Origin of the sequence: Microbispora sp. KK1-11, from assembly GCF_006874435.1 — a bacterium.
Taxonomy (GTDB): domain Bacteria; phylum Actinomycetota; class Actinomycetes; order Streptosporangiales; family Streptosporangiaceae; genus Microbispora; species Microbispora catharanthi.
Genome location: NZ_VIRJ01000002.1, coordinates 446,108 through 472,178 on the forward strand (window position 1 = coordinate 446,108; position 26,071 = coordinate 472,178).

At 70.8% G+C, this 26,071-nt stretch carries 27 protein-coding genes; 12 read left to right on the top strand and 15 right to left on the bottom strand.

The annotated features are described in order from the left end of the window. Nucleotides 1–2: 2 nt before the first annotated feature. The gene (locus FLW16_RS04955) at nt 3–2,114 is read right to left on the bottom strand and encodes a glycogen debranching N-terminal domain-containing protein (protein ID WP_260614896.1); all 2,112 of its coding nucleotides are present in this window, start codon (nt 2,112–2,114) and stop codon (nt 3–5) included. Between the two features lie 147 nt (nt 2,115–2,261). Between FLW16_RS04955 and FLW16_RS04960 the strand changes: the two genes are divergently transcribed. The 4 genes from FLW16_RS04960 (at nt 2,262) to FLW16_RS04975 (ending at nt 6,616) form a co-directional block, all read left to right on the top strand. Beyond that, a complete protein-coding gene (locus tag FLW16_RS04960) occupies nt 2,262–3,317 on the top strand; it encodes a LacI family DNA-binding transcriptional regulator (protein WP_142558021.1) in 1,056 nt (351 codons plus the stop codon). Between the two features lie 37 nt (nt 3,318–3,354). Continuing rightward, entirely contained in the window at nt 3,355–4,602 is a 1,248-nt protein-coding gene (locus tag FLW16_RS04965; RefSeq protein ID WP_142558023.1) for an extracellular solute-binding protein, read from the top strand. 74 nt (nt 4,603–4,676) lie between these two features. Beyond that, entirely contained in the window at nt 4,677–5,768 is a 1,092-nt protein-coding gene (locus FLW16_RS04970; RefSeq protein WP_260614898.1) for a carbohydrate ABC transporter permease, read from the top strand. Then, nucleotides 5,765–6,616, top strand: a complete 852-nt coding sequence (locus FLW16_RS04975) for a carbohydrate ABC transporter permease (protein WP_260614899.1) — start codon at nt 5,765–5,767, stop codon at nt 6,614–6,616. Before FLW16_RS04970 ends, FLW16_RS04975 begins: the two co-directional genes overlap by 4 nt. A 149-nt stretch (nt 6,617–6,765) precedes the next feature. Here the strand turns inward: FLW16_RS04975 and FLW16_RS04980 are convergent, their stop codons facing one another. The 6 genes from FLW16_RS04980 to FLW16_RS05000 form a co-directional block, all read right to left on the bottom strand. Then, nucleotides 6,766–7,524, bottom strand: coding sequence for a nuclear transport factor 2 family protein (locus tag FLW16_RS04980; RefSeq protein ID WP_142558027.1), 759 nt, complete (start codon nt 7,522–7,524; stop codon nt 6,766–6,768). Continuing rightward, nucleotides 7,521–7,865 (bottom strand): hypothetical protein, encoded by a 345-nt coding sequence (locus FLW16_RS44970; RefSeq protein WP_260614901.1) that lies wholly within the window; start codon nt 7,863–7,865, stop codon nt 7,521–7,523. The genes FLW16_RS04980 and FLW16_RS44970 overlap by 4 nt, the downstream gene beginning before the upstream one ends. Further along, complete coding sequence (locus tag FLW16_RS44975; RefSeq protein ID WP_260614902.1) at nt 7,862–8,431, bottom strand: FAD-dependent oxidoreductase; 570 nt, start codon at nt 8,429–8,431, stop codon at nt 7,862–7,864. The genes FLW16_RS44970 and FLW16_RS44975 overlap by 4 nt, the downstream gene beginning before the upstream one ends. A gap of 98 nt (nt 8,432–8,529) precedes the next feature. Then, nucleotides 8,530–8,985: a hypothetical protein gene (locus FLW16_RS04990; RefSeq protein WP_142558029.1), complete on the bottom strand. Its 456-nt coding sequence runs from the start codon at nt 8,983–8,985 to the stop codon at nt 8,530–8,532. Continuing rightward, on the bottom strand, nt 8,982–9,380 hold the full coding sequence (locus FLW16_RS04995) for an SgcJ/EcaC family oxidoreductase (RefSeq protein WP_142558031.1): 399 nt from the start codon (nt 9,378–9,380) through the stop codon (nt 8,982–8,984). Before FLW16_RS04995 ends, FLW16_RS04990 begins: the two co-directional genes overlap by 4 nt. A gap of 121 nt (nt 9,381–9,501) precedes the next feature. Beyond that, complete coding sequence (locus tag FLW16_RS05000) at nt 9,502–10,101, bottom strand: PadR family transcriptional regulator (protein ID WP_142558033.1); 600 nt, start codon at nt 10,099–10,101, stop codon at nt 9,502–9,504. A gap of 290 nt (nt 10,102–10,391) precedes the next feature. On the opposite strand from FLW16_RS05000, the gene FLW16_RS05005 reads away from it, so the two are divergent. After that, the gene (locus FLW16_RS05005; RefSeq protein ID WP_142558035.1) at nt 10,392–11,171 is read left to right on the top strand and encodes a type I restriction enzyme HsdR N-terminal domain-containing protein; all 780 of its coding nucleotides are present in this window, start codon (nt 10,392–10,394) and stop codon (nt 11,169–11,171) included. A gap of 156 nt (nt 11,172–11,327) precedes the next feature. Here the strand turns inward: FLW16_RS05005 and FLW16_RS05010 are convergent, their stop codons facing one another. Next, the gene (locus FLW16_RS05010) at nt 11,328–11,555 is read right to left on the bottom strand and encodes a hypothetical protein (protein WP_142558037.1); all 228 of its coding nucleotides are present in this window, start codon (nt 11,553–11,555) and stop codon (nt 11,328–11,330) included. A gap of 181 nt (nt 11,556–11,736) precedes the next feature. Here FLW16_RS05010 and FLW16_RS05015 point away from each other — a divergent pair, with 181 nt between their 5' ends. Beyond that, nucleotides 11,737–13,077: a helix-turn-helix transcriptional regulator gene (locus tag FLW16_RS05015; RefSeq protein ID WP_142558039.1), complete on the top strand. Its 1,341-nt coding sequence runs from the start codon at nt 11,737–11,739 to the stop codon at nt 13,075–13,077. Between the two features lie 232 nt (nt 13,078–13,309). Then, nucleotides 13,310–13,474: a hypothetical protein gene (locus FLW16_RS43420; RefSeq protein WP_185949255.1), complete on the top strand. Its 165-nt coding sequence runs from the start codon at nt 13,310–13,312 to the stop codon at nt 13,472–13,474. Here the strand turns inward: FLW16_RS43420 and FLW16_RS05020 are convergent. After that, nucleotides 13,452–14,279 (bottom strand): oxidoreductase, encoded by an 828-nt coding sequence (locus FLW16_RS05020; protein WP_142558041.1) that lies wholly within the window; start codon nt 14,277–14,279, stop codon nt 13,452–13,454. The genes FLW16_RS43420 and FLW16_RS05020 overlap by 23 nt on opposite strands. A gap of 99 nt (nt 14,280–14,378) precedes the next feature. On the opposite strand from FLW16_RS05020, the gene FLW16_RS05025 reads away from it, so the two are divergent. Next, complete coding sequence (locus FLW16_RS05025; protein ID WP_142558043.1) at nt 14,379–15,281, top strand: LysR substrate-binding domain-containing protein; 903 nt, start codon at nt 14,379–14,381, stop codon at nt 15,279–15,281. Between the two features lie 4 nt (nt 15,282–15,285). Here the strand turns inward: FLW16_RS05025 and FLW16_RS05030 are convergent, their stop codons facing one another. Beyond that, nucleotides 15,286–15,939: an HAD family hydrolase gene (locus tag FLW16_RS05030; protein WP_142558246.1), complete on the bottom strand. Its 654-nt coding sequence runs from the start codon at nt 15,937–15,939 to the stop codon at nt 15,286–15,288. 205 nt (nt 15,940–16,144) lie between these two features. On the opposite strand from FLW16_RS05030, the gene FLW16_RS05035 reads away from it, so the two are divergent. Further along, nucleotides 16,145–16,936 (top strand): class II aldolase/adducin family protein, encoded by a 792-nt coding sequence (locus FLW16_RS05035; RefSeq protein ID WP_142558045.1) that lies wholly within the window; start codon nt 16,145–16,147, stop codon nt 16,934–16,936. Between the two features lie 81 nt (nt 16,937–17,017). Here the strand turns inward: FLW16_RS05035 and FLW16_RS05040 are convergent, their stop codons facing one another. Genes FLW16_RS05040 through FLW16_RS05060 form a run of 5 tightly spaced genes read right to left on the bottom strand, consistent with a single transcriptional unit; the run spans nt 17,018 to nt 22,760 of the window. Next, nucleotides 17,018–18,424: a cellulose binding domain-containing protein gene (locus FLW16_RS05040; protein ID WP_142558047.1), complete on the bottom strand. Its 1,407-nt coding sequence runs from the start codon at nt 18,422–18,424 to the stop codon at nt 17,018–17,020. A gap of 35 nt (nt 18,425–18,459) precedes the next feature. Beyond that, on the bottom strand, nt 18,460–19,731 hold the full coding sequence (locus FLW16_RS05045) for a beta-N-acetylhexosaminidase (RefSeq protein WP_142558048.1): 1,272 nt from the start codon (nt 19,729–19,731) through the stop codon (nt 18,460–18,462). A gap of 5 nt (nt 19,732–19,736) precedes the next feature. After that, complete coding sequence (locus tag FLW16_RS05050; RefSeq protein ID WP_185949256.1) at nt 19,737–20,555, bottom strand: carbohydrate ABC transporter permease; 819 nt, start codon at nt 20,553–20,555, stop codon at nt 19,737–19,739. Continuing rightward, nucleotides 20,552–21,499, bottom strand: a complete 948-nt coding sequence (locus FLW16_RS05055; RefSeq protein WP_142558050.1) for a carbohydrate ABC transporter permease — start codon at nt 21,497–21,499, stop codon at nt 20,552–20,554. Before FLW16_RS05055 ends, FLW16_RS05050 begins: the two co-directional genes overlap by 4 nt. 1 nt (nt 21,500) lies before the next feature. Beyond that, a complete protein-coding gene (locus FLW16_RS05060; RefSeq protein ID WP_142558052.1) occupies nt 21,501–22,760 on the bottom strand; it encodes a sugar ABC transporter substrate-binding protein in 1,260 nt (419 codons plus the stop codon). A gap of 140 nt (nt 22,761–22,900) precedes the next feature. Here FLW16_RS05060 and FLW16_RS05065 point away from each other — a divergent pair, with 140 nt between their 5' ends. From FLW16_RS05065 to FLW16_RS05075, 3 genes are all read left to right on the top strand, one after another. Then, nucleotides 22,901–23,629 (top strand): GntR family transcriptional regulator, encoded by a 729-nt coding sequence (locus tag FLW16_RS05065; protein ID WP_221890897.1) that lies wholly within the window; start codon nt 22,901–22,903, stop codon nt 23,627–23,629. A gap of 220 nt (nt 23,630–23,849) precedes the next feature. Further along, entirely contained in the window at nt 23,850–25,466 is a 1,617-nt protein-coding gene (locus FLW16_RS05070) for a hypothetical protein (RefSeq protein WP_142558054.1), read from the top strand. A gap of 79 nt (nt 25,467–25,545) precedes the next feature. Further along, complete coding sequence (locus tag FLW16_RS05075; RefSeq protein ID WP_142558055.1) at nt 25,546–26,070, top strand: DinB family protein; 525 nt, start codon at nt 25,546–25,548, stop codon at nt 26,068–26,070. The last annotated feature ends 1 nt before the right edge of the window (nt 26,071 follow it).

The window sequence follows — 26,071 nt, forward strand, 5'->3', positions numbered from 1 at the left end:
CGTCACCGCACGTCGAGGTCGAGGCCCGGCGGCAGGCCGGTGACGGTGGCGTGACCCGCCGCGTCCACGGCGACGCTCACCTCCGCGCCCGCCACCCGCAGCCCCCGGGCCGACAGCGCCCCGAGTGGCGCCCCGGCCATGGGCCGCAGCAGCACCCGCCCCGCCGGCACGTCGGGATACAGGCCCAGCGCGGCGTGCGCGATCGTCACCGCCGCGGCGGCCGACCACGCCTGCGGACGGCAGGCCGCCGGGTAGGGCATGGGCCTGCCGAGGCCGGGGCGCGGATCGGCGTCGTCCCCGGCGTACAGCTCGGGCAGCCGGTAGCCGAACGCCTCCCCCGCCGCGAGCAGCCCTTCGGCGAGCCCGGCCGCCTGCGCGGCGAACCCGGCCCCGGCCAGCCCGGCGAGCACGATGGCGGTGTCGTGCGCCCAGATCGAGCCGCAGTGATAGGACAGCGGGCTGAAGCCGCCGTCGCCGGACGACATCGTGCGCAGCCCGTAGCCGCCGCTCATCATGGGAGCGGCCAGCAGCCCCGCGATCTCGGCCGACTCCTCCTCCGACAGCAGGCCGATGCCGAGCAGGTGGCCGATGTTGCTGGTCAGCGCGTCCACCGGCCGCTTGTCTGTGTCGAGCGCGAGCGCGGGGAAGCGCCCGTGCGGGCCGTCCACCCAGAACCGGGCGCGGAACCGCTCGGACAGCGCGTCGGCGTGCTCGTTCCATCGGTCCGCGCCGGGACGGCCGAACGCCTCCAGCAGGGACGCCGCCTTCCTGGCCGCCTCGTACGCGTAGCCCTGCACCTCGACGAGCGCGATCGGCGGCTTGGCCTGGCCGCCGTCACGGAAGCGGATGGAGTCGCCGGAGTCCTTCCAGCCCTGGTTGGCCAGGCCGCTGCCGGCGGTGTCGATGTACTCCACGAACCCGTCGCCGTCGGGGTCGGCGAAGTCGGCGAGCCAGCCGAGCGCGGCCTCCATGTTCGGCAGCAGCGCCGCCACCTCGCGCTCGGGCATCCCCCACCGCCAGGCGTCGTGCAGGAGGCTGATCCACAGGGGGGTGGCGTCGATCGTGCCGTAGTAGGCCGCGGGCAGCCGCAGGCCGTTGCCCTCGACGGTGAACTCGCGCCGCCGCAGCTCGTGCATGATCTTCCCCGGCGCCTCGCCCGAGGCGGGATCCATCCGCGTGCCCTGCCGGCGTGCGAGCACCCGCAGCGTGCCGGCGGCGAGGTCGGTGCCGAGCGGCAGCAGCATCCGGGCGGCCCACAGGCTGTCGCGCCCGAAGAGCGTGAGGAACCACGGCACGCCCGCGCCGAGGAAGGTGTCCTCGGGAGCGCCGGTCTCCGCCAGCCGCAGCGACCGCAGGTCCTCAAGCGACTGGTGCAGCAGCCGGGTCAGCCGCCGGTCGGCGGCGGTGAACTCGGGTTCGCTCCACTCCAGCGTCCTGGCCGGCGCGACGACGACGGCGGCGGGGTCGTCCACGACGACCTCCCAGCGCAGCGTCGCCGACCCGCCCGGCGGCAGGCTCAGCTCCCAGCGCAACCGGGGGCCGTCACCGGTCTCCACGCGGGCGCCCTCGCCGACGGCCGTGACGCTGATGCCGCCTCTCCGCCACGACAGTCTGCCGGATCCCCTGTCGTCGGGCTCGGCCGGCGCGGTGTCGCCGCCCGACTTGACCACCTCGATCGGCGCGAAGTCGCAGCCCAGCTCGACGGTGACCGAGGCGGTCACGGCCACAGAGGCGGTGGAGGTGATCTCCACGCGCTCGCTCATGCCGTGCGCGCCGACCTCGCGGACGCGTTCGAGCCGGACGGTGGGGTCGGGGTGGGGGTCGCCGAGCCAGCGGGCGAGCGAGACGAACCGGGTGCGCCCGGCTTCCTCGTGGACGTGGCCGATGGCCTCGGGCTCGCGGCCGTCGACGAGCAGCGTCGCCTGCGACAGCGCCCGGTGATCGGCGTGGAAGAGCCCCTGGACGCCGAAGGGGCGGATCTGTCCGTCAGCGCCGCTCAGCGCCCCGGTCGGCGCCATGACGGTGCTGACCAGCTCGTGCAGTGGCGGTTGCAGGCGGTACGCCGCGCCGGCGGCGAACTCGCCAACCGGACCGGGCGTGGCTCCGACGAGCACCGATGGCCCTCCTGGATCGAATCGCCCCGGCCGTGACCTTGACATGTGGTCGCCGGGGGTGCACATTGCGAAACATTCAGTTTATTTTGATCGATCTAATCATGCCTTACTCCGTCTTGAACGTTCAAACCCCCAGAAGGGCAGAGCATGACCGAAAAGGTGACGATCGCCGACGTCGCCCGGCTCGCCGGTGTGTCACGCCAGACGGTCTCGAACGCCCTGAACAGCCCCGGCGTCGTCCGTAAGGAGACCAGGCAGCGGGTGCTGCGGGCGGTGGAGGAGCTGGGCTACCGGGTCAACCAGGCCGCCCGCCAGATGCGCACCGGCCGGTCCCGTCTGATCGCCATCCGGATCGAGCCCGACCGCGACGGCATCAACGGCTCGGTGCTCGACCGCTTCCTGCACGGCCTGACCGAGTCGGCCGCGCGATCCGGTTATCGGGTGCTGCTCTACACGGCCGACGACGACCAGTCCGAGGTCGACACGTTCGAGGACCTGCTCGGCGCGTACGAGCCGGACGCGTTCGTGCTGACCAGCACCCACCACGGCGACCTGCGTACGGCCTGGCTGCTGGACCACAAGGTGCCGTTCGTCACCTTCGGACGCCCCTGGAGCGCGGACTCCGCGGGCACTCCCCATGCCTGGGTGGACGTGGACGGAGCGGCCGGCACGGCCGCGGCCACCCGCCACCTGCTCGACGCGGGCCATCGCGTGATCGGCTTCCTCGGCTGGCCGTCCGGCTCGGGGGTCGGCGACGACCGCCGCGAGGGCTGGGCGCGCACGCTCGCCGCGGCGGGCGTGGACCCCACCGGCCTGAGCCGGGCCACCAGCGACGGCGTGGCCGACGGCGAGAAGGCCGCCCACGACCTGCTGCGGTCGGACCTCGGGGTGACCGCGCTCGTCTGCGTCAGCGACTCGCTCGCGCTCGGCGCGCTGCACGCCGCCCGCTCTCCCGGCCTCGCCTGGCAACCCGGCAGGCGGCTCGGCGGCGGAACGGCGGAACGGCCGGTCGCGGTGATCGGCTTCGACGACACGCCGGTGGCCAAGGCCGTCGGCCTGACCAGCCTGAGCCAGCCGCTGGCGCAGGCCGCCGCGCACTGCGTGGCGCTCCTCACCACACTCCTCGACGGCCGGACGGACCCCGGCGAACCGCCGGCGAACGTGCTGCTCGAACCCTCGCTGGTCGTCCGCCAGTCGGCGTGAACCGGCACATCCCCCTCAACGAAGATCGGGAATGCTCATGAAGAACAGAACCGTACGGACGGCGGTGCTCGGCGCCGCCTGCGCCGCCCTCCTTTCCTCGGCCGCCTGCGGCAGTGGTTTCGACGACGACAAGGCGGCCGCTCCCGCCCAGCAGAGCGGCGGTCCTGCCGACCTGCAGATCCTCATCGGCTCCTCGGGCGACGCGGAGACCACCGCGGTGAAGGACGCCGCCGCGGCCTGGGCGAAGAAGTCGGGCTCGAAGGCGACCGTGACCCCGGCGCAGGACCTCGCCCAGCAGCTCGGCCAGGCGTTCGCGGGCGACAACCCGCCCGACGTGTTCTACGTGGACGCCTCCCGGTTCGCCGACTACGCGAGCGTGGGCGCGCTGGAGCCGTACGCCGACAAGCTGTCCGGGGCGTCGGACTTCTATCCGAGCCTGCGCACCACGTTCACCTACGACGGCAAGTTCTACTGCGCGCCGAAGGACTTCTCCACCCTCGCCCTGGTGATCAACGACGATCTGTGGGCCAAGGCCGGGCTGGGCGAGGGCGACGTGCCCACCACCTGGGACCAGCTCACAGCGGTGAGCGAGAAGCTCAAGGCCAAGGGCGTCACGCCCCTCGCGATCGGCGACACCCGTGACCGGGTCGGCGCGTTCCTCGTGCAGGCGGGCGGCTGGATCACCAGCCCCGACGGCAAGCAGGCGACGGCGGACACCCCGGAGAACCTCAAGGCCCTCCAGTACGTCCAGTCGCTGCTCAAGGACAAGCTCGCCCAGTTTCCCAGCCAGCTCGACGCGGGCTGGGGCGGTGAGGCGTTCGGCAAGGGCAAGGCCGCGATGACGATCGAGGGCAACTGGATCAAGGGCGCCCTGAAGGCCGACTTCCCCGACGTGAAGTACAGCGTGCACGAGCTTCCGGCCGGGCCGAAGGGCAAGGGCACCCTGTCGTTCACCAACTGCTGGGGCATCTCCGCCAAGAGCAAGTACAAGCAGCAGGCGATCGACTTCGTCGAGGCGATGACCACCGTCGACCAGCAGATGGCCTTCGCCAAGGCCTTCGGCGTCATGCCCTCGCGGCAGTCGGCGAAGGACGCCTACACCAAGGAGTTCCCCGCCGACGGCCCGTTCGTGAACGGGGCCGACTACGCCCAGGGACCGGTGAACGCGCCGAAGATGGACAGCGTCCTGGCCGACTTCGACACCGGCATCCAGAAGCTCACCGCCGGCGACCCGAAGGCGCTGCTCGAGCGCCTGCAGAAGAACACCCAGGCCGCCCTCGGCTGACGCGAGAGCCGACGCGAGACGGAGCGGGCCCCGGCCGGTGACGGCCGGGGCCCCGCCGACCGGAAGGAGTGACCGTGGCCGACACCGCACCCGCCTCCGCACGGGCCACGCGGCCCGGGCCCCGGCTGAGCGCCGCCGTGCGGGAGAACATCGCGGGCTGGCTGTTCGTGGCGCCGGTGGTGGTGATCCTGGGCCTGTTCATGCTGCTGCCGATCCTGATGGCCATGTGGGTCAGCCTCACCGACTGGAACGGCCAGGGCAGCCCGTTCCGCTCGGGCGTGCCGTTCGTCGGGACGGAGAACTACACCCGGCTGTTCACCGAGGACGGCCTGGCCCGCCAGGACTTCATGACCAGCGTGCGGAACAACTTCTACTACGTCGCGATCGTCGTGCCGGCCCAGACGGTGCTGGCGCTGGGCCTCGCCCTGATCGTGAACAGCAGGATGCTGAAGGGGAAGACGTTCTTCCGCGCCGCGTTCTTCTTCCCCTCGGTCACCAGCTCGGTGGCGATCAGCGTGGTGTTCCTGTTCATCTTCGCCAACTCGGGCGCCGCGACCAGCCTGCTGAAGGTGTTCGGCATCGACGGCCCGCAGTGGTTCTCCGACTCGCGGGGCGTGCTCCACCTGCTGCTCGGGGGGCTCGGCCTGGTCGATCCCGCCGATCCGCCGGCGGCGCTGACGGACGGCGGGCCGTTCGGGCTCTCGTGGTGGGAGTGGCTGTCCGGGCCCAGCGTGGCGATGTGCACGATCATCATGCTGGTCGTCTGGACGACGTCTGGAACGTTCATGTTGATGTTCCTGGCCGCGCTCCAGGACATCCCGGTGACGCTGGAGGAGGCCGGCATGCTCGACGGCGCCGGGCGCTGGCAGCGGTTCCGCCACATCACGCTCCCGCTGCTGAAGCCCACGCTGTTCCTGGTGCTGACGCTCGGCCTCATCGCGACCTGGCAGGTCTTCGACCAGGTCTACGTGATGAGCCAGGGCAACCCGGCCAAGACCACCCTCACCCCGGCATTCCTGTCGTACCAGACGGCCTTCCGGAGCTTCGAGTACGGCTCGGGGACGGCCATCTCGTTCGTGTTGTTCGCCATCATCGTCGTGCTCGCGCTGGTCCAGCGGTGGATCATGCGCGACCGCGACCCCGCCCGCCGTACGAGGAGGTCGTGACCGTGAAACGCCGGGACGCCCGCTCGCTCGCCACCACTTTCGCGGGCTACTTCGTGCTGGTCTTCTTCGCGCTGGTCTTCCTCTACCCGTTCGTGATCCAGGTCGCGAACTCGTTCAAGACCGAGCCGGACGCCGCCGCGAACGCGCTGTCGCCCATCCCCCACCCCTTCACGACCGGCGGCTACGAGAAGGTCTTCCTCAACACCGACCTGCCGCTCTGGCTGGGCAACTCGGTGCTGGTGACGATCGTGGTCACCGCAGGGCGGGTGCTGCTGTGCTCGATGGCCGGGTACGCGCTGGCGCGGATCCGCTTCCGGGGCCGCAAGGCGCTGTTCTCCGCGGTCATCGGGGTCATGGCCGTGCCGCCCGTGGTGCTGTTCGTGCCGAAGTTCCTGGTGCTCAACCAGTTCGGCCTGTACGACAGCTACACGGCGCTGATCCTGCCCCTGATCGTGGACGCCGCGGGCGTCTTCATCATGAAGCAGTTCTTCGAGTCGGTCCCGGTGAGCGTGGAGGAGGCCGCGCGCATCGACGGCGCGGGGGTGTGGCGGACGTTCTGGTCGGTGGTGCTGCCGATGGCACGGCCGGCCCTGATCACCCTGACGATCATCTCCTTCCAGGGCAGCTGGAACGAGTTCGCACACACGCTGGTGGCGGTGCAGAGCCCCGAGCTGTTCACGCTGCCGCGAGGGATCGCCGACCTGGTCAGCGGCTCGCTCGGCAAGGGCACGCAGTATCCGCTCAAGCTGGGCGCCGCCGTGCTCGCCACGATCCCGGTGGCGGTCATCTTCGTGGTGTTCCAGCGCTACTTCGTACGCGGCGCCAACGAGGGCGCGGAGAAGGGCTGACGTCCCGACCGACCCGGCTCTGGCCGTTCCGCCTCGGACGGCACGATGACGAGAACGTACGGATGCCGCGTCACCACATCGACGTGGGCCGCCGGCCCCGGCCCGCTTGTGACGGTCATGCGCGATGGCGACCTGCTTGCCGCCTGCTCCTAGCGGCTGATCTGACGCGGGACCGCCACCGCGAGAAGTTTGTCCGGGTTGCGGATGGCGTAGAAGTTGGTGATCTTCCCATCGGCGATCTCGATCAGGAAGACCCCTTCCAGGCGCTCGCCGCTGAGGACCATCGCGGGGGTGTTGTTGCAGTTGACCCTCTCGATCCGCAGCCCCGCCAGCCGCTCCTGGCGGAACAGGTTCATGAGAACCGCGGCCACCTTCTCCGCACCCACCACCGGCCGGCGCGCTGCGGTGGTCTTGCCGCCGCTGTCGGCGGTCCAGGTGACGTCCGGCGCGAGTAGCGACAGCAGCCCTTCCAGGTCGCCGGTGGACGCCGCGGTCATGAACCGCTCGGTGATCCGCGCGGTCGTGGCGGCGTCGGCGGGCTCGAAGCGCCAATCGGGGGTGAGTGTTTCGAGCAGCACGAGCATCGCCATCGACACCGACTCGGCGAGCAGCACATCGGTCGACGCGTCGTTCTCGTCGAGCAGCAGCGGCTCGGGCAGCCACGAGCCGATGTAGTCCTCGCGACGGCGCGTGCTCGTCCGCACCGCGTTGAGCGCCTGCCGGGTCACCAGCTGTGCCAGATAGGACTTGGTGTCCCGCACCGTCGCGAGGTCCACTTCGGCCCACCGCAGATAGCTGTTCTGCAGCACGTCGTCGGATTCGGTCACCGAGCCGAGGATCTCGTAGACGATCGTGAACAGCAGCGGCCGCAACAGGGTGAACCGCTCGGCATGCTCGTCGGTGCTCACGGGGAGGTGACCACCCGCGCGGCGGAGGCCGGCCGCTCAGAACGCGGGCCGCCCTTGGGCCAGGTCATGGAACCCGGCTTGCGCGCCTCGAGGCGGATCCGCTTCGCCACCACGAACTTGCAGGTCACCTCCTTGATCACCGCGCCCATGCGGCCGCCGATGAAGACGTTCACCGCGGTGTCGTCCTTGCGGGCCAGCTGCCGGATCCCCGCGCGCTGGCCGAGGCTGACGCACGCTCCCGTGAAGGCCAGGTCGATTACCGCCGGTTCGGTCCCCGCGATCCGGCTCAGCACGGTGTCGGCGGCCCGTGCCCCGAGCGGCCCTGCGGCGTAGCCGCTCATCCGCAGCGGTTGACCCGACGGCGCGGCGGCGTCGCCGGCCGCGACGATGCGATCGTCTTCGACGCTGGTCGACGTCTCGTCGGTGAGCAGCCGGCCGAGCGCGTCGGTGCGCAGCCGACCACGGTGACCGGAGCATCGAGGGGCGACTCCTCCAGCCTGGCGCGCAGCCGCCGCGCGGATTCCAACTCGGCGATGTCGAACGCGAATTCGGCCGCGCCGGGCACCGATGAGGGTGTCGCCGCCGTGCTGCCGACCGCGTAGACGACGTAGTCGTAGTCCAAGGTAGGACCCGACGCCAGCCGTACCCTGCGCGCGGCGCTGTCGACGCGCGTGACCTTGTCGACGACCAAGCGGATGCCCTCGCCGAGCAGCGTGCCGTAGTCGATCGTGGCGTCGCCGGTACCGGCCACGTACTGGTGCAGCCGGATGCGTTCCACGAACTCCGGGCGGGGGTTGACCAGGGTGACGTCGACGTCATCGCGCCCCCGCAGGCGATTGGCCGCGAGCGTTCCGGCGTAACCGCCACCGATGACCACGACCTTGTGGAGCGAGTTGTGTTCGGTCATGCCCTCAGGACACCGCTGATCGCTCAGACGTGACATCACGCGATGTGACGGACGTCACTTCGCGCACGGAGCGCGGGCACATCCACTCCGGGACCTCTTCACCGCTTGTCCAGCAGGCGGACCGGGCAGCCCAGTTCGGCGCCCACCCGGTCGAGCAGCACGGCGAAGCCGTCGCGCGTTCGCGGACCGAGCTGCCGGAAGAACCCGTTGACGAGGGGCACTCCCCAGCGCAGGCTCTCGGCCACGTTGCGGACCTGGTGGACCAGCAGCGTGCCGGCGGAGTCGGGCGCGAGGCGGTACTCGCCCCGCCACCACCAGCCGCCCTGCGCGGCCAGCAGGTCCGGGCCCACCTCGACCGTCATCGCGTGACCGGGCGCGGCCAGGACGAAGCGGTCCGGCCCGCCCGTGAGCGTTCCGCCGTGGTCGGCGAACGGGAAGCAGTTGTCGCGCCCCACCGGCCCCGGCCGTACGCGCAGGAGCAGACCGGCCACACGCTCGACCGGCGCCTCGACGACGCCGCGCACCTCGCAGAGGAGGGTTCCGGCGGACGTCACGGCGTGCCGATCCGCGTGTTGTGGAACGACGCGAAGCGCCAGCCGTCGGCCTCCCTGACGGCAGTGAACATCATGATCGAGTCGCGGCCCGGGTCGGCCGCGCCGTCCGGCAGGGCCGACCCCCCGGTGGTCACGACCAGCGCCACGTCCGGGCTCAGGAAGCGGATCTTCCGCAGCGGCGGAGCGGCGGCGGGTCCGCCCAGGCGGGATCCCCTCATCGGGCCCTCGAACAGCGCCCGATGGCTGTCCTCGATGGCCCGGCGGCCCTCCATGTGGAGGCCGAAGAACGTCACGTAGTCGGCGTCCTCGGTGAACAGCCCGGCGAAGGCGGCGGCGTCTCCGTCGTTCCAGGCCGCGGTCAGCGCGTCGAGTAGGCGGTGGATGTCGTCGGACATGGTTACGGCTCCTCTCGGGTGACCGCGAAGCCGCCTATCCTCTGGGGTGCGAGTCCTGATCGGCCGCTTCGCGGTGGTCGGGTCCGGCGCCGGCCGGATGTTGGCGCATCCGGCCGGCGCGTCACTGTCGGTCGAGCTGTCCGATGTTCGTATCGGCGCTCCAGGAGACCTGGCCGGACCGGATCTCGGCGAGGGTCGCGCGGACCCACTCCAGCTCGGCGGCCTTCATCGCCCGGTCGTACTCCACTTCGAGGACCAGCACCCGCGGCAGGCCTGAGCCGGTGAGCGCCGCGATGTGCGCGTCGGCGGAGACGATCGCGCCCTCCAGCGTGGCGGCACGGGTGCTCAGCGCCCGCTCCGCCTCGGGAACCGGAAGGCATCCGATCAGCGACACCGCGGCCAGGAAGACCTTGGTGTCGCCGTCCGGCTGTTCCAGGAGACGGCGCAGCCGGGTGCTCAGCTCCGCCCGCCCCTCCTCGGTCACCCGGTAGACCGTACGCTCCGGCCGGCGGCCCTCCCTGCTGGTCTCCACGGGGGCGATGAGCTCCTCGCGGGCCAGCCGGTCGACCGCGTGGTAGAGGCTGCGCGGCAGGCCGCCGATGTAGTCCTTGTGCGTGTCGATGACGAATCGGTGCAGCTCATAGGGGTGCGCGGGCCGTACGGACAGCAGGGCGAGCACCGTGAGCCCGACCAGGTCCCTGTCCGCTCGTCCCCGCGCCATCACTCCCCCATCGCTATATTGCAATCTGCACTATAGCGAGACGCACCCGAAGCGGGAAGCCCCTGCGTGAAGACCGGCGCACGCGGGCGGCGCCACCCGACGGGGCGCAACGCCTCGGACCGAGAGACATTTCTCGATAAAACGCCATTTGGCCATAAACGTCGGCATCGCCATTTGTTGCTGAACAGATATTTACAGTGGTAACCATTCGGGAGCGGAAACGCGTCCAACACCGTTACAACCCGTGACCACGAAATGGCCCGAACCGCAGCGAGGAGAAGGTGCACCCGATGAGCGATCAGACGTCCGAGGCCCTTGTCACACCCGACGCAGTCGCCACCAGGCACGAGGGCGACATACGCGGGGCCCGGAAGGCGTCCGCCACGCCCCGGACCATGCCCAAATGGGAATCCGAGGCGCGCAATCGGATTCGTACGGCGATCCGCCGATGCGGCAAGCCGCTCAGCGACCTCATCGCCCGCGACGCCAACGAGGGCGACACCCGGCTGCTCGTCACCGATTTCCTCTGCGAAGGACTGGGATACGACAAATACGAAGACCTCACGACCGAATATCAGGTCAAAGGGGAATTCGCCGACTACGGCATCCGCGTGGACAAGCAGCTGGCCGCGTTCATCGAGGTCAAGCGGTGCACGCAGAAACTGGGCGTCAAACACCTGCGACAGGTGCAGATGTACGCGGTGAACGAGGGCGTCGAATGGATGGTGCTGACCAACGGGCAGGTGTGGCAGGTCTACCACCTCACCGGCGGCCTCCCCGTCGTCGTCGACCTGGCCCTGGAGGTCGATCTCCTGGACGAAGGCGGGCTGACCGGGAAGGCCGACGCGCTCTTCTACCTCAGCAAGGAGGCGTTCAAGCGCCGGCTGATAGACGACCTGTGGAAGGCCCGCGCGGCGACGGCCCCGAAGTCCCTCGTACGAGTTCTCCTCACGCCGGTGATCCTCGACGCCGTACGGAAGGAGCTGCGGCGGCAGACGGGACACAATGCGGACGAGAAGGAGATCGAGCGAGTCCTCCAGACGGAGGTCCTTCGGCCCGATCTCGTCTGAGCAGCGGAGGGCATAGGCGGATGGGCTGCCCGTCCCCGGCCGAGTTCACTGTCACCGATCGCGCAGACGCCAACAACGGCGCCTGCGCGGTTCACGTCGTCGACTACATCAGGGACCGTCTCCGGCACGGCCGCTGACCGCACCGGCGGCCCCCGGTCACCCGGTGGCGGCGGGGTCGGCGGCGAACGTGGCGGTCAACTCGGCCTGGGCGGCCAAGGCGGCGGCGAGGGCCTCGGGGTCGTCGGCGTCGAGCGTCATCGCGCATCCCATGCGGATCGCGTCGAGGTCCACCGGCCCGCGCCTGGTCGCCCACCAGCGGCCGACGTCCGACCGCCAGATGATCCAGCCGGTATGGACCCGTGCGATGTCCTCCAACGTGGTCATGTCACCCATCTCCAACGGCTGCTCGCGGAAGTGGGCCAAGCTAAGCGCTTTTGAAGCGGTTGGAGTATCAGCCAGGGGACGTCCAATCACAGCCAGTAGCCGCGCGAACACGGAATCTCCCGTAGTGTCAGCGTGTCACGCTGACACAGCGTGCTTGCGGTCGTGCGAGGAGGGGTGCGACATGCCGGCCAACCACCGCCATCCGCCGAACCGCCGGCTCGCGTGGGAACGCCTGCAGCGCGGGTGGTCCTACGAGGAGCTGTGCGAGCGCATCCGTACGTCCATGCGGTCGTGCGACGAGAAGGACACCGGCCTGACGGCCAACACGGTGCGGCGCTGGGAGACCGGGGAGCGGTGGCCGGATCCGCGCTACCGCAAGCACATCGTGACGATTTTCGACAAGCCCGCGAGCGAGCTGGGACTGCTCACCCCCGACGAGATGGCCATGCGGCCGGTCACGGAGGTGGTGGACGAGATACGGAGGCTGCTGAGCATGATCGTCGCAGACGGCATCGATCGCTCCACGTTCCTGCGGGGGCTTCTCGGCGCGGGCGTGCTCGCCCCGCTCCTCGGCGAGGGCGGCGAGCGGCTTCCCGCGCCGGTGGAACGCGGGCGCGGGGTCGACGCCGAGTCGGCCGAGGCGTTCGCCCGGGTCGTCGACAAGCAGGCGGCCCTCTACTGGACCTCGCCGCCGGACGACATCTTCCAGGCGTCGGTCGCGCACACGCGGCTCGGCATGAGCCTGCTGCGGGGGGCGCCGGAGGGACCGGTCCGGCAGGCGCTGGCCGAGGCGGCCGCGCGCTCGGCCCTGTTGTCGGGCAGGGTCGCCTTCTTCGACCTGGACGACGGCCCCACCGCGGCGCGGCTGTACCGCATGGCCCTGTCGGCCACCCGGGAGTGCGGCGACCACCCGCTCGCCGCCGCCGTGCTCGCCCACGCGGCGTTCGTGCCGGGGTTCGAGGGCAACCGTACGGACGCCCTGGGCCTGCTGGACGCGGCGTTCGCGCACGCCTGGCACGGCGTCGGCCCGCTGACCAGGGCGTGGCTCCACTGCGTGGCGTCGGAGATCTCGGCCCGCTGCGGCGAGCCCAAGGAGTGCATGCGCCACATCGACCGCGCCGACCACATGGTGGACGCGGGCGGCGACGACCCGCCCTGGCTGGACTTCTTCGAGCGGGCCAGGCTCGACGGCTTCGCCGGCTACAGCGCGCTGACGGCGGGCAACCACGAGGAGGCGGCCCGCCGGCTGCGCAAGGCGCTCGACGACCTGGGCCCGAACGGCGGCAAGCAGCGCTCGGTGTTGCTCGCCGACCTCGCGGCCGCCCACGCCCCCACCGACGGCGACCAGGCCACCGAACACCTCAGGCAGGCGGTCGACGCACTGGAGGACCAGTGGTACGCGATCGGGCACGACCGCGTACGCGGCGTGCTGAAGGCCCTGCCGCCCGCGGGGCAGACGCGGGCGCTGGACGAGCGGCTGACCGACCTCGGCCGTTCACGTCACCCCGAGCTCACGATGTGACGGCCGCGCACGGCGGCGGAATCGTCGAGCACCCGTCGTCGGACCGACGGAGGCAGCGCTTATCGGCCCCCTGTGGGCCAACTGCCTGGCGCTGCTCGGTGCCCGTGCCGAGGCGGCCGTCGGTCTCTGACACCCGCCCGGATGGTCGGGGCTGGTAGGCGCGGCCTCTCGCCGCCCTGGCATGGCGAGCGTGGAGCTGCGCCAGTAGCGGTACTTCGTCGCGGTCGCCGCCGTGGCCACCGGCCATGACACCACCGCGGTTCCTGCCTGCGAGGTGTTCTCGCTGAGCGAGGCGCCCGAGGCCTACCAGCGCATGATCTCCGGTGACGCCCGCCTCCGCGTCGTCCTCGGCCCCGGCCGTCACCCCGGCGACTTCAGAGGCTCGTCGCCCGGCTGAGCTTCTCCCAGCCGTCCAGGTCGGCGCGGAGCGTCTCGTGGTGGGCGCGGATGGCGTCCACCGCGTCGTCGCCCAGGGCGAGCCGCAGCGGAGGCGCGTCGTGGTCGAGGACCTGGAGGATCGCCTGCGCGGCCTTGGCCGGGTCCCCCGGCTGAGTGCCGTCCATCTCGTCCACCGACGCCCGGGTCCCGCCGGTGGACACCCGGTAGGCGTCGATGGGTTCCGAGCGGTGCATGCGGTGGCCGCCGAACTCGGTGCGGAACGCGCCCGGCTCCACGATCAGCACCCGTACGCCGAAGGGCGCGACCTCGGCGGCGAGCGCCTCCGACACTCCCTCCAGGGCGAACTTGGCGGCGCAGTAGGCGCCGAAGCCCGGCATGCTCAGCTGCCCGCCCATCGAGCTCATCTGCACGATCGTCCCGCTCCCCTGCCGGCGCAGATGCGGCAGGACGGCCTTGGTCACGGCCACCGCCCCGAAGAACATGACCTCCATCAGCGCGCGCAGGTCGGCCATGTCGAGCTCTTCGACGGCCCCCACCGACCCGTGGCCGGCGTTGTTCACCACGACGTCGATCCGGCCGAAGGCCGACAGGGTCTCGGCCACCGCGGCGTCGATCGACGCGGTGTCGGTGACGTCCAGCCGTGCGACGCGCACGCGGTCGCCGCCCGTTTCCGCCAGGTCCGCCAACATCTCGGGGCGTCGCGCCGTCGCCATCACCCGGTCACCGGCGGCCAGGGCGGCCTCGGCCAGCTCCCGGCCGAAGCCCGCAGAGCATCCGGTGATCAACCACACCCGTCCGGTCATGGTCCCGCTCCTCGTTCTCGTGATCAGTGCGACCACTCTCCCCGGAGCGAGCCCCGCGCGGCCAACACACGTTCCCTGCAGCGGTTACAGTCAGAGCCTGTGACCCCCGAGCTGCGTCATCTGCGGTACTTCGTCGCCGTGGCCGAGCATCTGAGCTTCACCGTGGCCGCGCGGAAGCTGCACATCGCCCAGCAGTCGCTGTCGCAGCAGATCGCGGCGCTCGAACACGCCCTCGGCGCACGGCTGTTCGACCGCGACACCCGGGGCACGCGCCTGACCGAGGTCGGCCGCGTGTTCCTGCCCGAGGCGCGGGCCGCCCTGACTCGCGCGGACGCGGCCCTGGAGATCGCCAGGAAGGCGGTGCGCGGCGAGATCGGCCGGCTTCGGGTGGCCTTCCTCGTCTCCACCGCGAACTACATGATGCCGCCGGTGGTCCGCGCGTTCCGGGAGCGGTATCCGGACGTCGAGCTGCTCGCCGAGGCCGTCGGCATCGCCGACCTCGTGGCGGGCCTGCGCGAGGACCGGTACGACGCGGCGTTCACCCGGCCGCCGCTGGTCGGCGACCTGGTGACCGCGACGCTGGTCGCCGAGCCCGTCTGCGCGGTCCTGCCGGCGGGCCACCCGCTCGCCGGGCGGGCCGAGCTGCGGCTCGCCGATCTGGCCGGCGAGCCGTGGGTGCTCACCCCGCGCGGCTCGTGGGAGCCGTGGCACCGGAAGTACGACGAGGACTTCCGTTCGGCGGGCTTCGAGCCGCGGGTGGTGCAGCGGGCCGACGGCGTGCCGAGCCTGCTCGGCCTGGTCGCCGCCGGAGTCGGCGTCACCCGGCTCGCCCGGTCCGCGCACAGCCTCCGGCGCACCGGGGTCGTCTTCGTGCCGCTCGCCGGTGAACGGGCCGAGACCGTCATGGCCTGGCATCCCGCGCGCGACCGGCAGGCCGTACGGAACCTGCTCGACGTGGCGGCGGAGCTGGCCGCCTCGATCGACCTCACCGAGGCGGGTTGAGCGATCAGTCGCCGTTGTGCTTGCGGATCAGGGCGGGCAGTTCGGACAGCGAGTCGACGTGGAACAGGCACGCCCGGGCCGCCGGCTCGTCGCGGAGGATGTGACCCCACGGACCCCGCCGGACAAGGGCGGTGCGCAACCCCACCTTCTGCGCGGGCCGGATGTCGTTGTCGAGACGGTCGCCCACGTAGAGGACGGACTCCGCCGGGCAGCCGGCCTCCGCCACCACGCGGTCGAAGAAGGACACGTCCGGCTTCTCCACACCCCAGCCGTCGGAGGTGCCGATCACGTCCACGGGCAGGTCCAGGGCGCGCAGGATGGTCTCCGCGCGGGCGGTCTGGTTGCCGGCGAGCCCGACGCGCAGCCCCATGTCCCGCAGCTCGGCCAGGCAGGGCCGGGCGTCGGGGTAGAGGTTCTCCTCGCCGAACGTCTCGGGCCTGCCTTCCCTGGCCCGGCGCTCCCGCTCCTCATGGAGGTCGAAACCGGGCCGGAAGTGCTGGAAGGTGTCCCGGTAGTCGCCGCCGCGCGCGATCACGGCGCCGAACACGGCGGAGAAGGTGTGCCTCGGGACGCCCAGCCAGTCGGCCCAGGTGCCGTACTCGCGGGTCTCGTCCACCAGGGTCTCTCCGACGTCGAAGAAGACCGCCTCCAGCCGCATCGGTACCTCCCGTCTCTCACGCTGCATGCACCTTACGCGGAATCGGCAGGCCTCCACTGCCCTATTTGGACCCAACCTTCACTGCCCCAAGGGACAGGGCCGAATCCACCGGAGGAACCCGAAGAGGATTCGGTTTCGGCATGGACAGGAGACGGGTGCCGGAGACACGCTGGACGCGTACGCCTCACGAGCCTTGGGAGCCGCGATGAGCCTGTCCGACCTGCAGCCCGTGCCCGCCGACCAGCTCGCCTTCCGGCTGCCGCCGACGTTCGACACCGTGGAGGAGGAGCGACGCCACCGCAAGGAGCGGCTCGCGGCGGCGCTGCGCCTGTTCGGGAGGTTCGGCTTCGAGGAGGGGGTGGCCGGCCACATCACGGCCCGGGACCCGGAGCACACCGATCACTTCTGGGTGAACCCGTTCGGCATGTCGTTCAAGCAGATCAAGGTCAGCGACCTGATCCTGGTCAACCACGAGGGCCAGGTGGTCGAGGGTCGCTACCACGTCAACCAGGCGGCGTTCGCCATCCACTCGATGGTCCACCAGGCCAGGCCCGACGTGGTCGCGGCCGCCCACTCCCACTCCGTGTACGGCAAGGCCCTGTCGGCGCTCGGCACGCTGCTCGAGCCGCTGACGCAGGACGCGTGCGCGTTCTACGAGGACCACGCCCTGTTCGACGACTACACCGGGGTGGTCGTGGAGACCGAGGAGGGCCGCCGCATCGCGCAGGCGCTGGGCTCGCACAAGGCGGTGATCCTGCGCAACCACGGGCTGCTGACCGTGGGCGACAGCGTGGAGGCGGCGGCCTGGTGGTTCATCACGATGGAGCGCAGCTGCCAGGCGCAGCTCGTGGCCAAGGCCGCCGGGCCGACGGTGCCCATCTCGCACGAGAACGCCAAGCTCACCCACGGCCAGATCGGCAACGACGTCGTCGGCTGGGTCAACTTCCAGCCCCTGCTGGACCAGATCCTCGCCTCCGACCCCGACCTGCTGGACTGAACCCTTCTCAACCACTGAGCCCTTCTGAAATCAAGGACGGGGCCCGGGCCCCGCCGGGACCCGGGCCGGATCGGCTGAGAGCTACGGCATCGGCACGGTGTCCTTCCACGTGGTGCCCGTGCTCCGGAACGCGTTCACCCTGGAGGTGATCTCGGCCGGAGCCACGACCTCGTTCTTGCTGAAGTAGAACCAGTCGACCTGCTGGGTGTAGGCGCGGGGGGTGGCGCTGCCCAGCAGCCCGCCGCTGATGAACCAGAGGTTGAAGTTCACCGACTGCGGCGTCTCGGGGTAGTAGTCGCCGCCGTGCTCGGCGAACAGCGTGCCGTCGATGTAGTAACGGACCGTGCCTCCGGAGACCTGCAGCACGAGGTCGTGCCAGCCGGCGTAGCTCGCCGTCCGCTCGGTGTGCGTGTTGACCGCGAGCCAGGGCTCGTTGCGGTAGGTCTCCCAGGTGGTCGTGTACATGATCGGGCCCTGCGCGCCCCAGCCGCCGTTCGGCAGGTATTCGAAGTCCTGCTCGCTGTAGTCCGGGTCGAGGTCGTACGCCAGGGGCGTGATGGTGAAGAACGTCTCCACGATGTTGTCGCCGTCTGGGCCGCTGTCGGGGGCGTCGGCGAACTTCACCCGCGTGGCGTAGGTGCCCTCGAAGAACTTGCGCTGGTGCAGGAACTCGGCCTGCGAGGTGCCCCCGGCGGTGCCGTCGGTGGCCGCCCGCAACTGCAGCGCCTTGTTGCTCCCGCTGACGACGGGGAAGCTGACGTTGGACGCCGGCCAGCTCGCCCCGGGGACGCCGGGGCCTCCGCTGTTGGTCCGCACGGTCCAGTTGTGCGCGCTGATCTGCGGGTCGGACGAGGAGGTGTAGGCGAAGTCGTCGAAGACGACCCCGCTGCCGCCGCCAGGACCGCCCGGCGAAGGCGAGGTGGAGGGCGACGGGGACGGCGAGGGATCGGTCACGCCCGCGGGCGGGACGCCCCAGACCAGCGTGCCGCCCTGGTAGACGGCGACCTTGTCCCAGTCGCCGTACGTCGTCCGCGTGGGGCCGAAGGAGTAGTCGTCGCTCTGCCGGATCGTCTGCCAGTCGGACCGGTAGAAGCGCAGTTGCATGTCACCGGTCGAGGCCCCGGCCGCCAGGCTGCCGGAGGTGAAGCCGACCTCCAGGTAGCGGTCGGCCGCAGCGGAGCCCGAGATCGTCTGGAAGGTGCCGGTGACGGTCGAGCAGGAGACGACCGCCCACGAGCAGGCGAAGCGGTACTGCTGCGCCGGCGAGTCGGCTTCGAAGTAGTAGCGGATCTTCACGGTGTTCAGCGGCACCGCCGTGGTCCCGCTGTTGACCAGGTCGAACCACGGCTCCACCTGGTCGGCGGTGGCGCCGGTGGCGCTGGTCTTGTACCGCAGGCGCAGCGATTGGGCCGCCTCGGCCGGCAGGGCCACCGCGAGGGCGGCCAGCAGGACGGCCACGAGGCCGCCCCATAAGAGCTTTCGTGACACCGCGGACTTCCTTTCGTGGGGGGTGGGTTGCGGAGTCAGGGGATGACCGGCCCCGGCCGGACGCCCAGGGACTCCAGGTGGGGGGTGAGCCTGTGGAGGAACTCGCGGTAGTCCCCCGCCGTGCCCCACGCCACCTCGGCGAAGGCGCACAGCCGGGGGAAGGCCATCGCCTCGACGTGCTCGGGCGTGGGCATGTACTCGGTCCAGAGCTGGCACTGCACGCCGAGGATCCGGCCGGTGGCCCCCTCCGGGGCCGGGGGCGGCGTGAACCCGTAGACGTCGGCGAGGGAGAGCATCAGGCCGTGCGGCCCCGGGGCGTCGGCGGGATAGTCGAAGTAGGTGCTGGTGTGCGGAGCAAGCACGACGTCGAACCCCTCGAGCGCCGCACGCGGGCCGCTCTCGTGGTCGAGCCACGTCATCGCCGTCACGCCGGGAGCGCCTCCGGGCCCGTCGTACCAGTGGATCGGGCGCCGGCCGCGGGAGGTCACGTGGGCGCCGACGGTGGCGGTGAACCACGCCCGCGCCGCGTCCGGGCCCGTCAGTCCGAGCTCGGCGATCCGCCGCAGCGCCGCCTCGCTCTGCTCCCACTCCTCCGGCGGGCACTCGTCGCCGCCGAGGTGGACGTACTCGCCCGGGAACAGGTCCATGACCTCGTCGAGCACGTCCCGGCAGAAGCCGATGGCGGCCTCCTCCAGGTTGAACACGTGCGGGCTGACGCCCCACGAGTCCCGCACCGCCACGCGGCGCGACGGCTGGTTGCCGAGCCAGGGATAGGCGGCGATGGCCGCCTGGGCGTGCCCCGGCATCTCGATCTCGGGCACGATCGTGACGAACCGGTCGGCGGCGTAGGACACGATCTCCCGGATGTCCTCCTGGGTGTAGTGCTCCCCGCTGACCTCCGTGAGCCGGGGATAGCGCTTGATCTGCAGCCGCCAGCCCTGGTCGTCGGTCAGGTGCAGGTGCAGCCGGTTGAGCCGGTGCGCCGCGAGCAGGTCGATCAGCCGCAGCACGAAGTCCTTCGGCATGAAGTGCCGGGCGACGTCGAGCATCACCCCGCGCCAGGCGTGCGCGGGCCGGTCGGTGATCCGGCCCTGCGGCGCCTCGGGGCCGAGCGCCGCCAGGGTGCGCAGGCCGTAGAAGCGTCCGGCGGGTCCCCCGGCGGCGAGTTCGGCGCCGCCGGGGGTGACGTCGATCCGATACCCCTCCTCCCCCAGCCGGGGATCGTCGGGCGCGTGCCGTACGAGGCCGTCGTGGAGCGTGACGGTTCCCCCGAGCACGGCCACCTCGCGGGGCCGCGGAATCATCATGTGGGTCATCCCTTCACCGCGCCCGCGATCATCCCGGAGGACACGCGGCGCTGGAGCACGAGGAAGACGAGCAGGACGGGGAGCATGAACAACGTGGCGGCGGCCATGGTGGCGCCCCAGTCGGTGCCGAAGACGTTGCTGAACCCGGACAACCAGATCGGCAGCGTACGGTCACCCTGGTCCTTGATCATGAGGGCGTTGGCGAAGGCGAACTCGTTCCAGGCCGTGATGAAGCCGAACAGCGAGGTGGACATCAGGCCCGGCGCGAGCAGCGGCAGCACCACCCGGCGGAACGCCTCGGCGCGGCCGCACCCGTCCATCAGGGCGGCCTCCTCCAGCTCGGGCGGGACCGCCGCGATGAAGCCCCGCAGCGTCACGATCGTGAACGGCAGCGTCGTGACGAAGTACACGAGCGTCAGCGTCGGCAGCCGATCGAGCATGTCCGCGTCGCGGGCGATGATGTAGACCGGCACGAGCAGCGCCGACCAGGGGGCGGTCTGGGCGACGAAGACCATCAGGACGAACCCGCGCCGCCCGGGCCAGCGCAGCCGGGCCACGGCGAAGGCGGCCGGCAGCGCCACGACCAGTGCGAGCAGCACCGCGCTGACGGTGACGGCCAGGCTGTTGCGCCAGAACGTCCAGAACCCCGCGGCGCGTACGGCCGTGGCGAAGTGGTCGAGGGTCGGCCTGGCGGGCCAGAACGCCGGGGTCTCGGTGAGGATGTCCACCGTCGGCTTGAACGCGGTGATCACCATCCAGTAGACGGGGAACACCGACACCGCCAGCACGCATATCGCGGCCAGATTCAGCGTGGCCCTCTTCACGCGCCCTCCTCCCGGAACATATGGCGCAGGTGGACGACCAGCACCGCGAGCAGCATCAGCACGGTGAGCGTGGAGACGGCCGACCCCAGGTCGTACCGGTGCAGCGACTGCGCGATCTGGAACGCGTAGACCGGCAGCGTGGCCGTGGCGCCTCCGGGGCCGCCCTTGCTGATCGCCCAGATCTGCGCGAAGCAGGTGAAGACCCAGATCACCTCCAGCGACGTGATCAGGCCGAACAGCGGGCGCAGGATGGGGAACGTGACCCGGCCGAAGACCTGCCAGGGCCCGGCCCCGTCGATCCTGGCCGCCTCGTACAGCTCGCCGGGGATGGTCGTGAGCCCCGCGTAGAGGGTGAGCGCCGCGAACGGCACCGACTGCCACACGACGAGCGCGACCAGGATCGCGAACGTCGCACCGCCGTCGGCGAACCACGTGTAGTCACGGAAGGAGTCGAAGCCGAGGCGGTCCAGCAGCCAGTTGACCACCCCCAGGCGCGACTGGAAGAGCCACTGGAAGATCGTGGTCGCGGCGAGCACCGGTGTGGCCCAGGTGAGCACCATCCCGCTCATGACCGCCAGCCGCATCCGCCGCCCGAGGCGCGGCAGCATCAGCGCGACGGCCGTGCCGATCACCATGATCAGCACGACGTTGGCGGCGGTCCACAGGAAGGTCCGTCGCACGACCGCCCAGAACTCCGGCCCGCCGAGGGCCTCGGCGTAGTTGGCGAGCCCGGCGAAGTCCGCTCCACCCCTGATCAGCTCGCCCAGCCGGAAGTGCTGGAAGGAGATCACGATGCTGCGGACCAGCGGATAGACGAGCAGGCACGCGAAGCCGGCCACCGCCGGGCCCACCAGCAGGTAGGGCCAGAGCGCGCCTTTCCTGCGGGACCTCGCCTCGATCACGAGAGCAGGACGGGCCGCCGTACGGGCGAGGGTGCGCGCCATGTCAGGACTTGGTGTTGAGGATCGTGGTGATCACCTCGGAGGCCGCCTTCGCCTCGGTGGCCGCATCACCTCCGGTGAGCACCTTGGTCATGTACTCCTTGATGACGTTCCTGGCCTCCACGGCCGCCCAGTTGGGCGAGTTGGGCGTCGCGTGCCCGACCGCGGCCCCCGCCGCCATCGCCGCGGTGGCCTCGTCGCCGCTCAGCACCCCGGCGTACGAGGTGCGGTTGGGCACGTAGCTCATCTCCTTGGCCATGTCGAGCTGGAACTTCTCCCCGGCCAGGGCCTTGACCACCTCGTACGCCTCGTCGGGGTGGGCGGACGCCTCGGGGATGATCAGGTCGGACCCTCCGGTGAAGACGGCGCCCGGCTTGTCCGCCGTCTTGCCGGGGATCGGGAAGAAGCCGAGCTTGCCCTTGAGGTCCGGGTCGGCCTTCTCGATCGCGACCGCGCCGCCGGGGGCGGAGATGATCTGCGCGACGTCGCCCTTGCCGAACACGTCGGCCTGCGGCGGCCTGGCCTCGTCGGAGTCCTTGGGCCCCTTGCCGAGCGCCTGGAGGCGCTGGTAGAACGCCATCCCGGCGAGCGCCTGCGGCGTGTCGAGCACGCCCTTCCAGTGGTCGCCCTCCTTGACGGCGAGGTCGCCGCCCTCGTCCCAGACGAGCCCGGCGAGCGTGTACCAGTTCTGGCCCGGCAGGTAGATGCCCTGCACACCGCCCTTGTTCAGCTTCGTGGTGACGTCGATCCACTCGTCGCGGGTCTTCGGCGGGGTCGTGACGCCGGCCTTGGCGAACAGGTCCTTGTTGTAGACGACCACCCGGTTGGCGGCGTACCAGGGGATGCCGTACTGCCTGCCGTCGATCTTCCCCGGCTCGGCCAGGCCGGGCAGCCAGTCGGAGCCGCCCAGGTCGGTGACCTTGCCGGTGAGGTCCTTGACCCCGCCGCTCGCGGCGTACTCGGCGACCTGCGTGTTGCCGACCTCGATGACGTCGGGGGCGTCCTTGCTGGCGAGCGCGCCGGTGACCTTCTGCCCGATGCCGTCCCACTCCTGGATCTGGACGTTCAGGGTGATCTCGGGATGCGACCGCTGGAAGTCGTCCGTGAACCGCTTCACGATCGCGTCCGACAGGCTGTCGCGCATGAACCACACGGTCAGCGTGGTCGCGCCGGTCTTTCCGGATGTCCCGGGCTCGGACGCCGAACCGCAACCGGCGAGCGCGAGGCTGAACGCGGCCGCCGCGGCGAGGAGGCGTAATCTCATCGGTCCTCTCAGTGGTCAGTTATTGGTAAACCGTTGAGAGGAGAGTGGTCTTAACCAATCGGGCTGTCAAGGGGCGATTTTTCGGATATTTCCAGGCACAATGATGGGCGGAGTGGTCAACTACTGGTAAGGTCTGGGACGTGCAGAGACTTCCAGTGGGCCTCAAGCGCGACCGGGTCAGAGACGTCCTGCTCGACCTGATCGCCGACAAGGAGCCCGGCACCGCCATCCCGTCCGAGCGCGACCTGTCCCGGGAGCTCGGCGTCTCCCGGCCGACCCTCCGCGCGGCGATCGACGGGCTCGTACGGCAGGGCATGCTCGTTCGGGAGCACGGGCGGGGGACGTTCACCGGCCGCCGGAAGGTCACCCAGCCCCTCGCGGCCGGCGACGACTCCTTCCACGCCCCCGCCGCCGAGGGAAACTGGCTCAGCCGCATCCTCGAGTTCGACTCGGCCCCGGCCACCGCCCGGCTCGCGCACCGCCTGCAGGTCTCCCCCGCCGACCCGGTCCTGCGCGTCGTACGGCTCCGCCTCGTGGACGACGAGCCGATGGCGATCGAGCGCATCCACCTGCCGCACCGCCTGGTCGAGTCCCTGAGGCCCGACGACATGGTGTCCGGCTCGTTCTACCGGTTCCTGCGCACGAGATTCGGCATCGACGTCCGCCGCGCCACCCAGAGCATCGAGCCGACCGTCACCGACGAGACCGAGGCCGAACTGCTCGGCGTCCCCCAGCACGCCCCCGCCCTGCTCATCGAGCGCACGGCCCGCGAGGCAGGTGGCCGGATCGTGGAGTTCACCCGGTCGATCTACCGCGGCGACCGCTACCGCATCACCTCAGAGCTCCACTTCGACGACACCTCCGGCTGACGCGGCATGGTCGTCACGGAGAGTGCGCGAGATAGTCGAAAACAGTGATCGACGAGCTCTCGATCGGCCAGAATGGGCGCCGAACGACCCCCAGAAAAGGCGATGGGGAGAGGCCCTTCCGGGCGACTCCCCTGCCTAAGTCCTCTTGAGAGTACTTCCCTCGGCGGGTTGTGTGCAAGCAGTGACGCAGCGATCACGCATCTGAAGGGGTGTCTCGCCGATGGGAGCCGTCACCAGCAGGTCCGACACGGGCACGCTGGTCACCGCACGGGTGCTGGAACTGCTGGAATCCTGGCGTCCCTGGCATCGCCGGCTGTGGGACGTGGGTACTGTCCTCGCCCTGCGCGAGGCGGTGGAGGCGGCCGACTGGGTGGGACGCCATGTCCTCTCGCAGTCCTCGCTCGCTTGGTACGCACGGGAGTCGCTGCTGCCGAGACTCAGGACCGACAGCGCCTTGGGCGACGGGCAGATCCGCCGGCATCTTCACCAGGTGTGCGCCAGGCCGATCAAGCCGGGTGCCCGCAGCCAGCGCACACTGGCCCTCCTGTCTGACCTTGTCAGCGACGGCTATCTCAGGCGTTGGCGAGCGATCCTCGTCAGCGGTGCCGTACATGTGGAACGTTCCGCCCGCTGTATCGCCGCTCACCTGCTGGACGAGGGTTTCCACCAGGATTTCCTCCGGCGCGAGGTCAAGTCACGGCTCGATGGATCGACCGACTCGGTCGACCTGATCGATCTCCTCATCGAACTGGAGTCGCGTGGCGATCGCGAGTACGAAGGGCTGATCATCATTCAGGACAAAGTGCCCGCACCGCAGGTGGCGAGCAAGTCGCCCCACTGGGTATCCAGGGAGGAGGTCAGCCACCTGCTGAGGACGGCCTTTCCAAATATCGATCACGTGAGGGCGAGCGGCGGTCTGCTGTTCCGCGTACGGGCTCGCGATCGCGTCTCGGCCGTGCAGCAGGTGACCGAGTCGTTCGATCGTGTCAGGAACAGGGTGCGCTACCGGCGCGGGCAGACGGCGCTGGACGTCTATCCGAAAGTGTTCATCTCGGGGCTGGCCGAACCGCAGGACTTCCGCCGGGGCGATCCGGCGGTCACCGTGCTGTCGCTGGAACGCGTCGGCGTGCTCTACGACCTGCCCGACACCGGCGCCCACGGGCTGCGTATCGACGACGCGCTCGAACTCGCCGCGCCGCTCACCGAGAGTTCCCCGGGCACCGCCGTGGCGGGAGCCTGGGCCGCAATCGAATCGCTGCTCTTCTGCGACACCGACGAAGCGGACCGCGAGGAGGGGCGGGCGGTGGCCGCCGATCGGGCCGCCGCCCTGGTGACCGCGGGCTGGCCGCGCGCCGAATTGACCGCGCTGAGCTACGACACCCGGATCCGTGAGGAAGACCCCCGCCTGCGCCGCGACCTCGACGCGGTCGGCGGCAGCAACCGCGAACGGGCGCGACGGATGGTCCGGTGGCTGACCGCGGAGCCGGTTGTGCGCGTGGACGACCCCGTGACCACGGCGGCCCTCGGGCGGATGCGCGAGCTGGTCGCCGCGCCCTCCGTGACCCTCGGCCGCGTGGAGCGCTATCTGCGCGGCTGCTTCCGGCGCCTCTACCGGCAACGCAACATCGTGCTGCACGGCGGTTCGACGCGTTCGGTCGCGCTGCCGTCGACCGTACGGACGGCCGGGCCGCTCGTCGGCGCCGCACTGGACCGGCTCGCGCACGGCCACGCGGTCTCGGGCATCGCGCCGCTCGACATGGCCGGCCGCGCGGAGTTGGCTCTGCGAGTGGTCGATGACGCCGACGGCTGGGGGCTGCACGAGTTGCTCGACGTCTAGTCCCGCCGGGAGCGCGGGTTCGCTGACAGCGTGGGCGGGGGCTCTTGCCGGGGCTCGGCCCGCTCCGTACGGTCCGGACATGGCCACTCTTCCTTCGACCGAACCGGCACTGGCGGTGGTGCGGGCCGCCACAGGTGACGAACGGCAGGTCCTGGAGGCGTTCCTCGACTTCCTCCGCGCGATGGTCGTCCGCAAGGCCCAGGGGCTGTCCGAGCAGGACGCACGCCGGCGTCACGTGCCGTCGGCGACGACGCTGGCCGGATTGATCGGGCACCTGACCGTGGTGGAGCGGAACTGGTTCGGGCGGGTGCTGGCCCAGGATCCGGCCATGGCGCCTCCTTCGGAGGAGGACGCCGACAGGAGCTTCGCGGTCGGCGACGACGACACCATCGAGGCCCTGATCGCGGCGTACGAGCAGGCGTGCGCCCGCTCGCGGAGCATCGCCGCGCGGTTCCCGCTCGATCACGAGGTGCCGCACGAGCAGGTCGACCTCATCTCGTTGCGCTGGATCTACGTCCACATGATCGAGGAGACGGCCCGGCACGCCGGGCACGCGGACATCCTCAGGGAGCTCACCGACGGCGCCACCGGATCCGTCGTCTGAG

Coding starts and splice junctions, on each gene's coding strand:
- FLW16_RS04995 (WP_142558031.1), bottom strand. CDS start 9,380: ATGTCCGACGACATCCACCGCCTACTCGACGCGCTGACCGCGGCCTGG.
- FLW16_RS04960 (WP_142558021.1), top strand. CDS start 2,262: ATGACCGAAAAGGTGACGATCGCCGACGTCGCCCGGCTCGCCGGTGTG.
- FLW16_RS05045 (WP_142558048.1), bottom strand. CDS start 19,731: ATGATGATTCCGCGGCCCCGCGAGGTGGCCGTGCTCGGGGGAACCGTC.
- FLW16_RS05015 (WP_142558039.1), top strand. CDS start 11,737: ATGCCGGCCAACCACCGCCATCCGCCGAACCGCCGGCTCGCGTGGGAA.
- FLW16_RS05020 (WP_142558041.1), bottom strand. CDS start 14,279: ATGACCGGACGGGTGTGGTTGATCACCGGATGCTCTGCGGGCTTCGGC.
- FLW16_RS05060 (WP_142558052.1), bottom strand. CDS start 22,760: ATGAGATTACGCCTCCTCGCCGCGGCGGCCGCGTTCAGCCTCGCGCTC.
- FLW16_RS44975 (WP_260614902.1), bottom strand. CDS start 8,431: ATGACCGAACACAACTCGCTCCACAAGGTCGTGGTCATCGGTGGCGGT.
- FLW16_RS05030 (WP_142558246.1), bottom strand. CDS start 15,939: ATGCGGCTGGAGGCGGTCTTCTTCGACGTCGGAGAGACCCTGGTGGAC.
- FLW16_RS05000 (WP_142558033.1), bottom strand. CDS start 10,101: ATGGCGCGGGGACGAGCGGACAGGGACCTGGTCGGGCTCACGGTGCTC.
- FLW16_RS05005 (WP_142558035.1), top strand. CDS start 10,392: ATGAGCGATCAGACGTCCGAGGCCCTTGTCACACCCGACGCAGTCGCC.
- FLW16_RS05055 (WP_142558050.1), bottom strand. CDS start 21,499: ATGGCGCGCACCCTCGCCCGTACGGCGGCCCGTCCTGCTCTCGTGATC.
- FLW16_RS05035 (WP_142558045.1), top strand. CDS start 16,145: ATGAGCCTGTCCGACCTGCAGCCCGTGCCCGCCGACCAGCTCGCCTTC.
- FLW16_RS04965 (WP_142558023.1), top strand. CDS start 3,355: ATGAAGAACAGAACCGTACGGACGGCGGTGCTCGGCGCCGCCTGCGCC.
- FLW16_RS05010 (WP_142558037.1), bottom strand. CDS start 11,555: ATGACCACGTTGGAGGACATCGCACGGGTCCATACCGGCTGGATCATC.
- FLW16_RS05070 (WP_142558054.1), top strand. CDS start 23,850: ATGGGAGCCGTCACCAGCAGGTCCGACACGGGCACGCTGGTCACCGCA.
- FLW16_RS05075 (WP_142558055.1), top strand. CDS start 25,546: ATGGCCACTCTTCCTTCGACCGAACCGGCACTGGCGGTGGTGCGGGCC.
- FLW16_RS44970 (WP_260614901.1), bottom strand. CDS start 7,865: ATGAGCGGCTACGCCGCAGGGCCGCTCGGGGCACGGGCCGCCGACACC.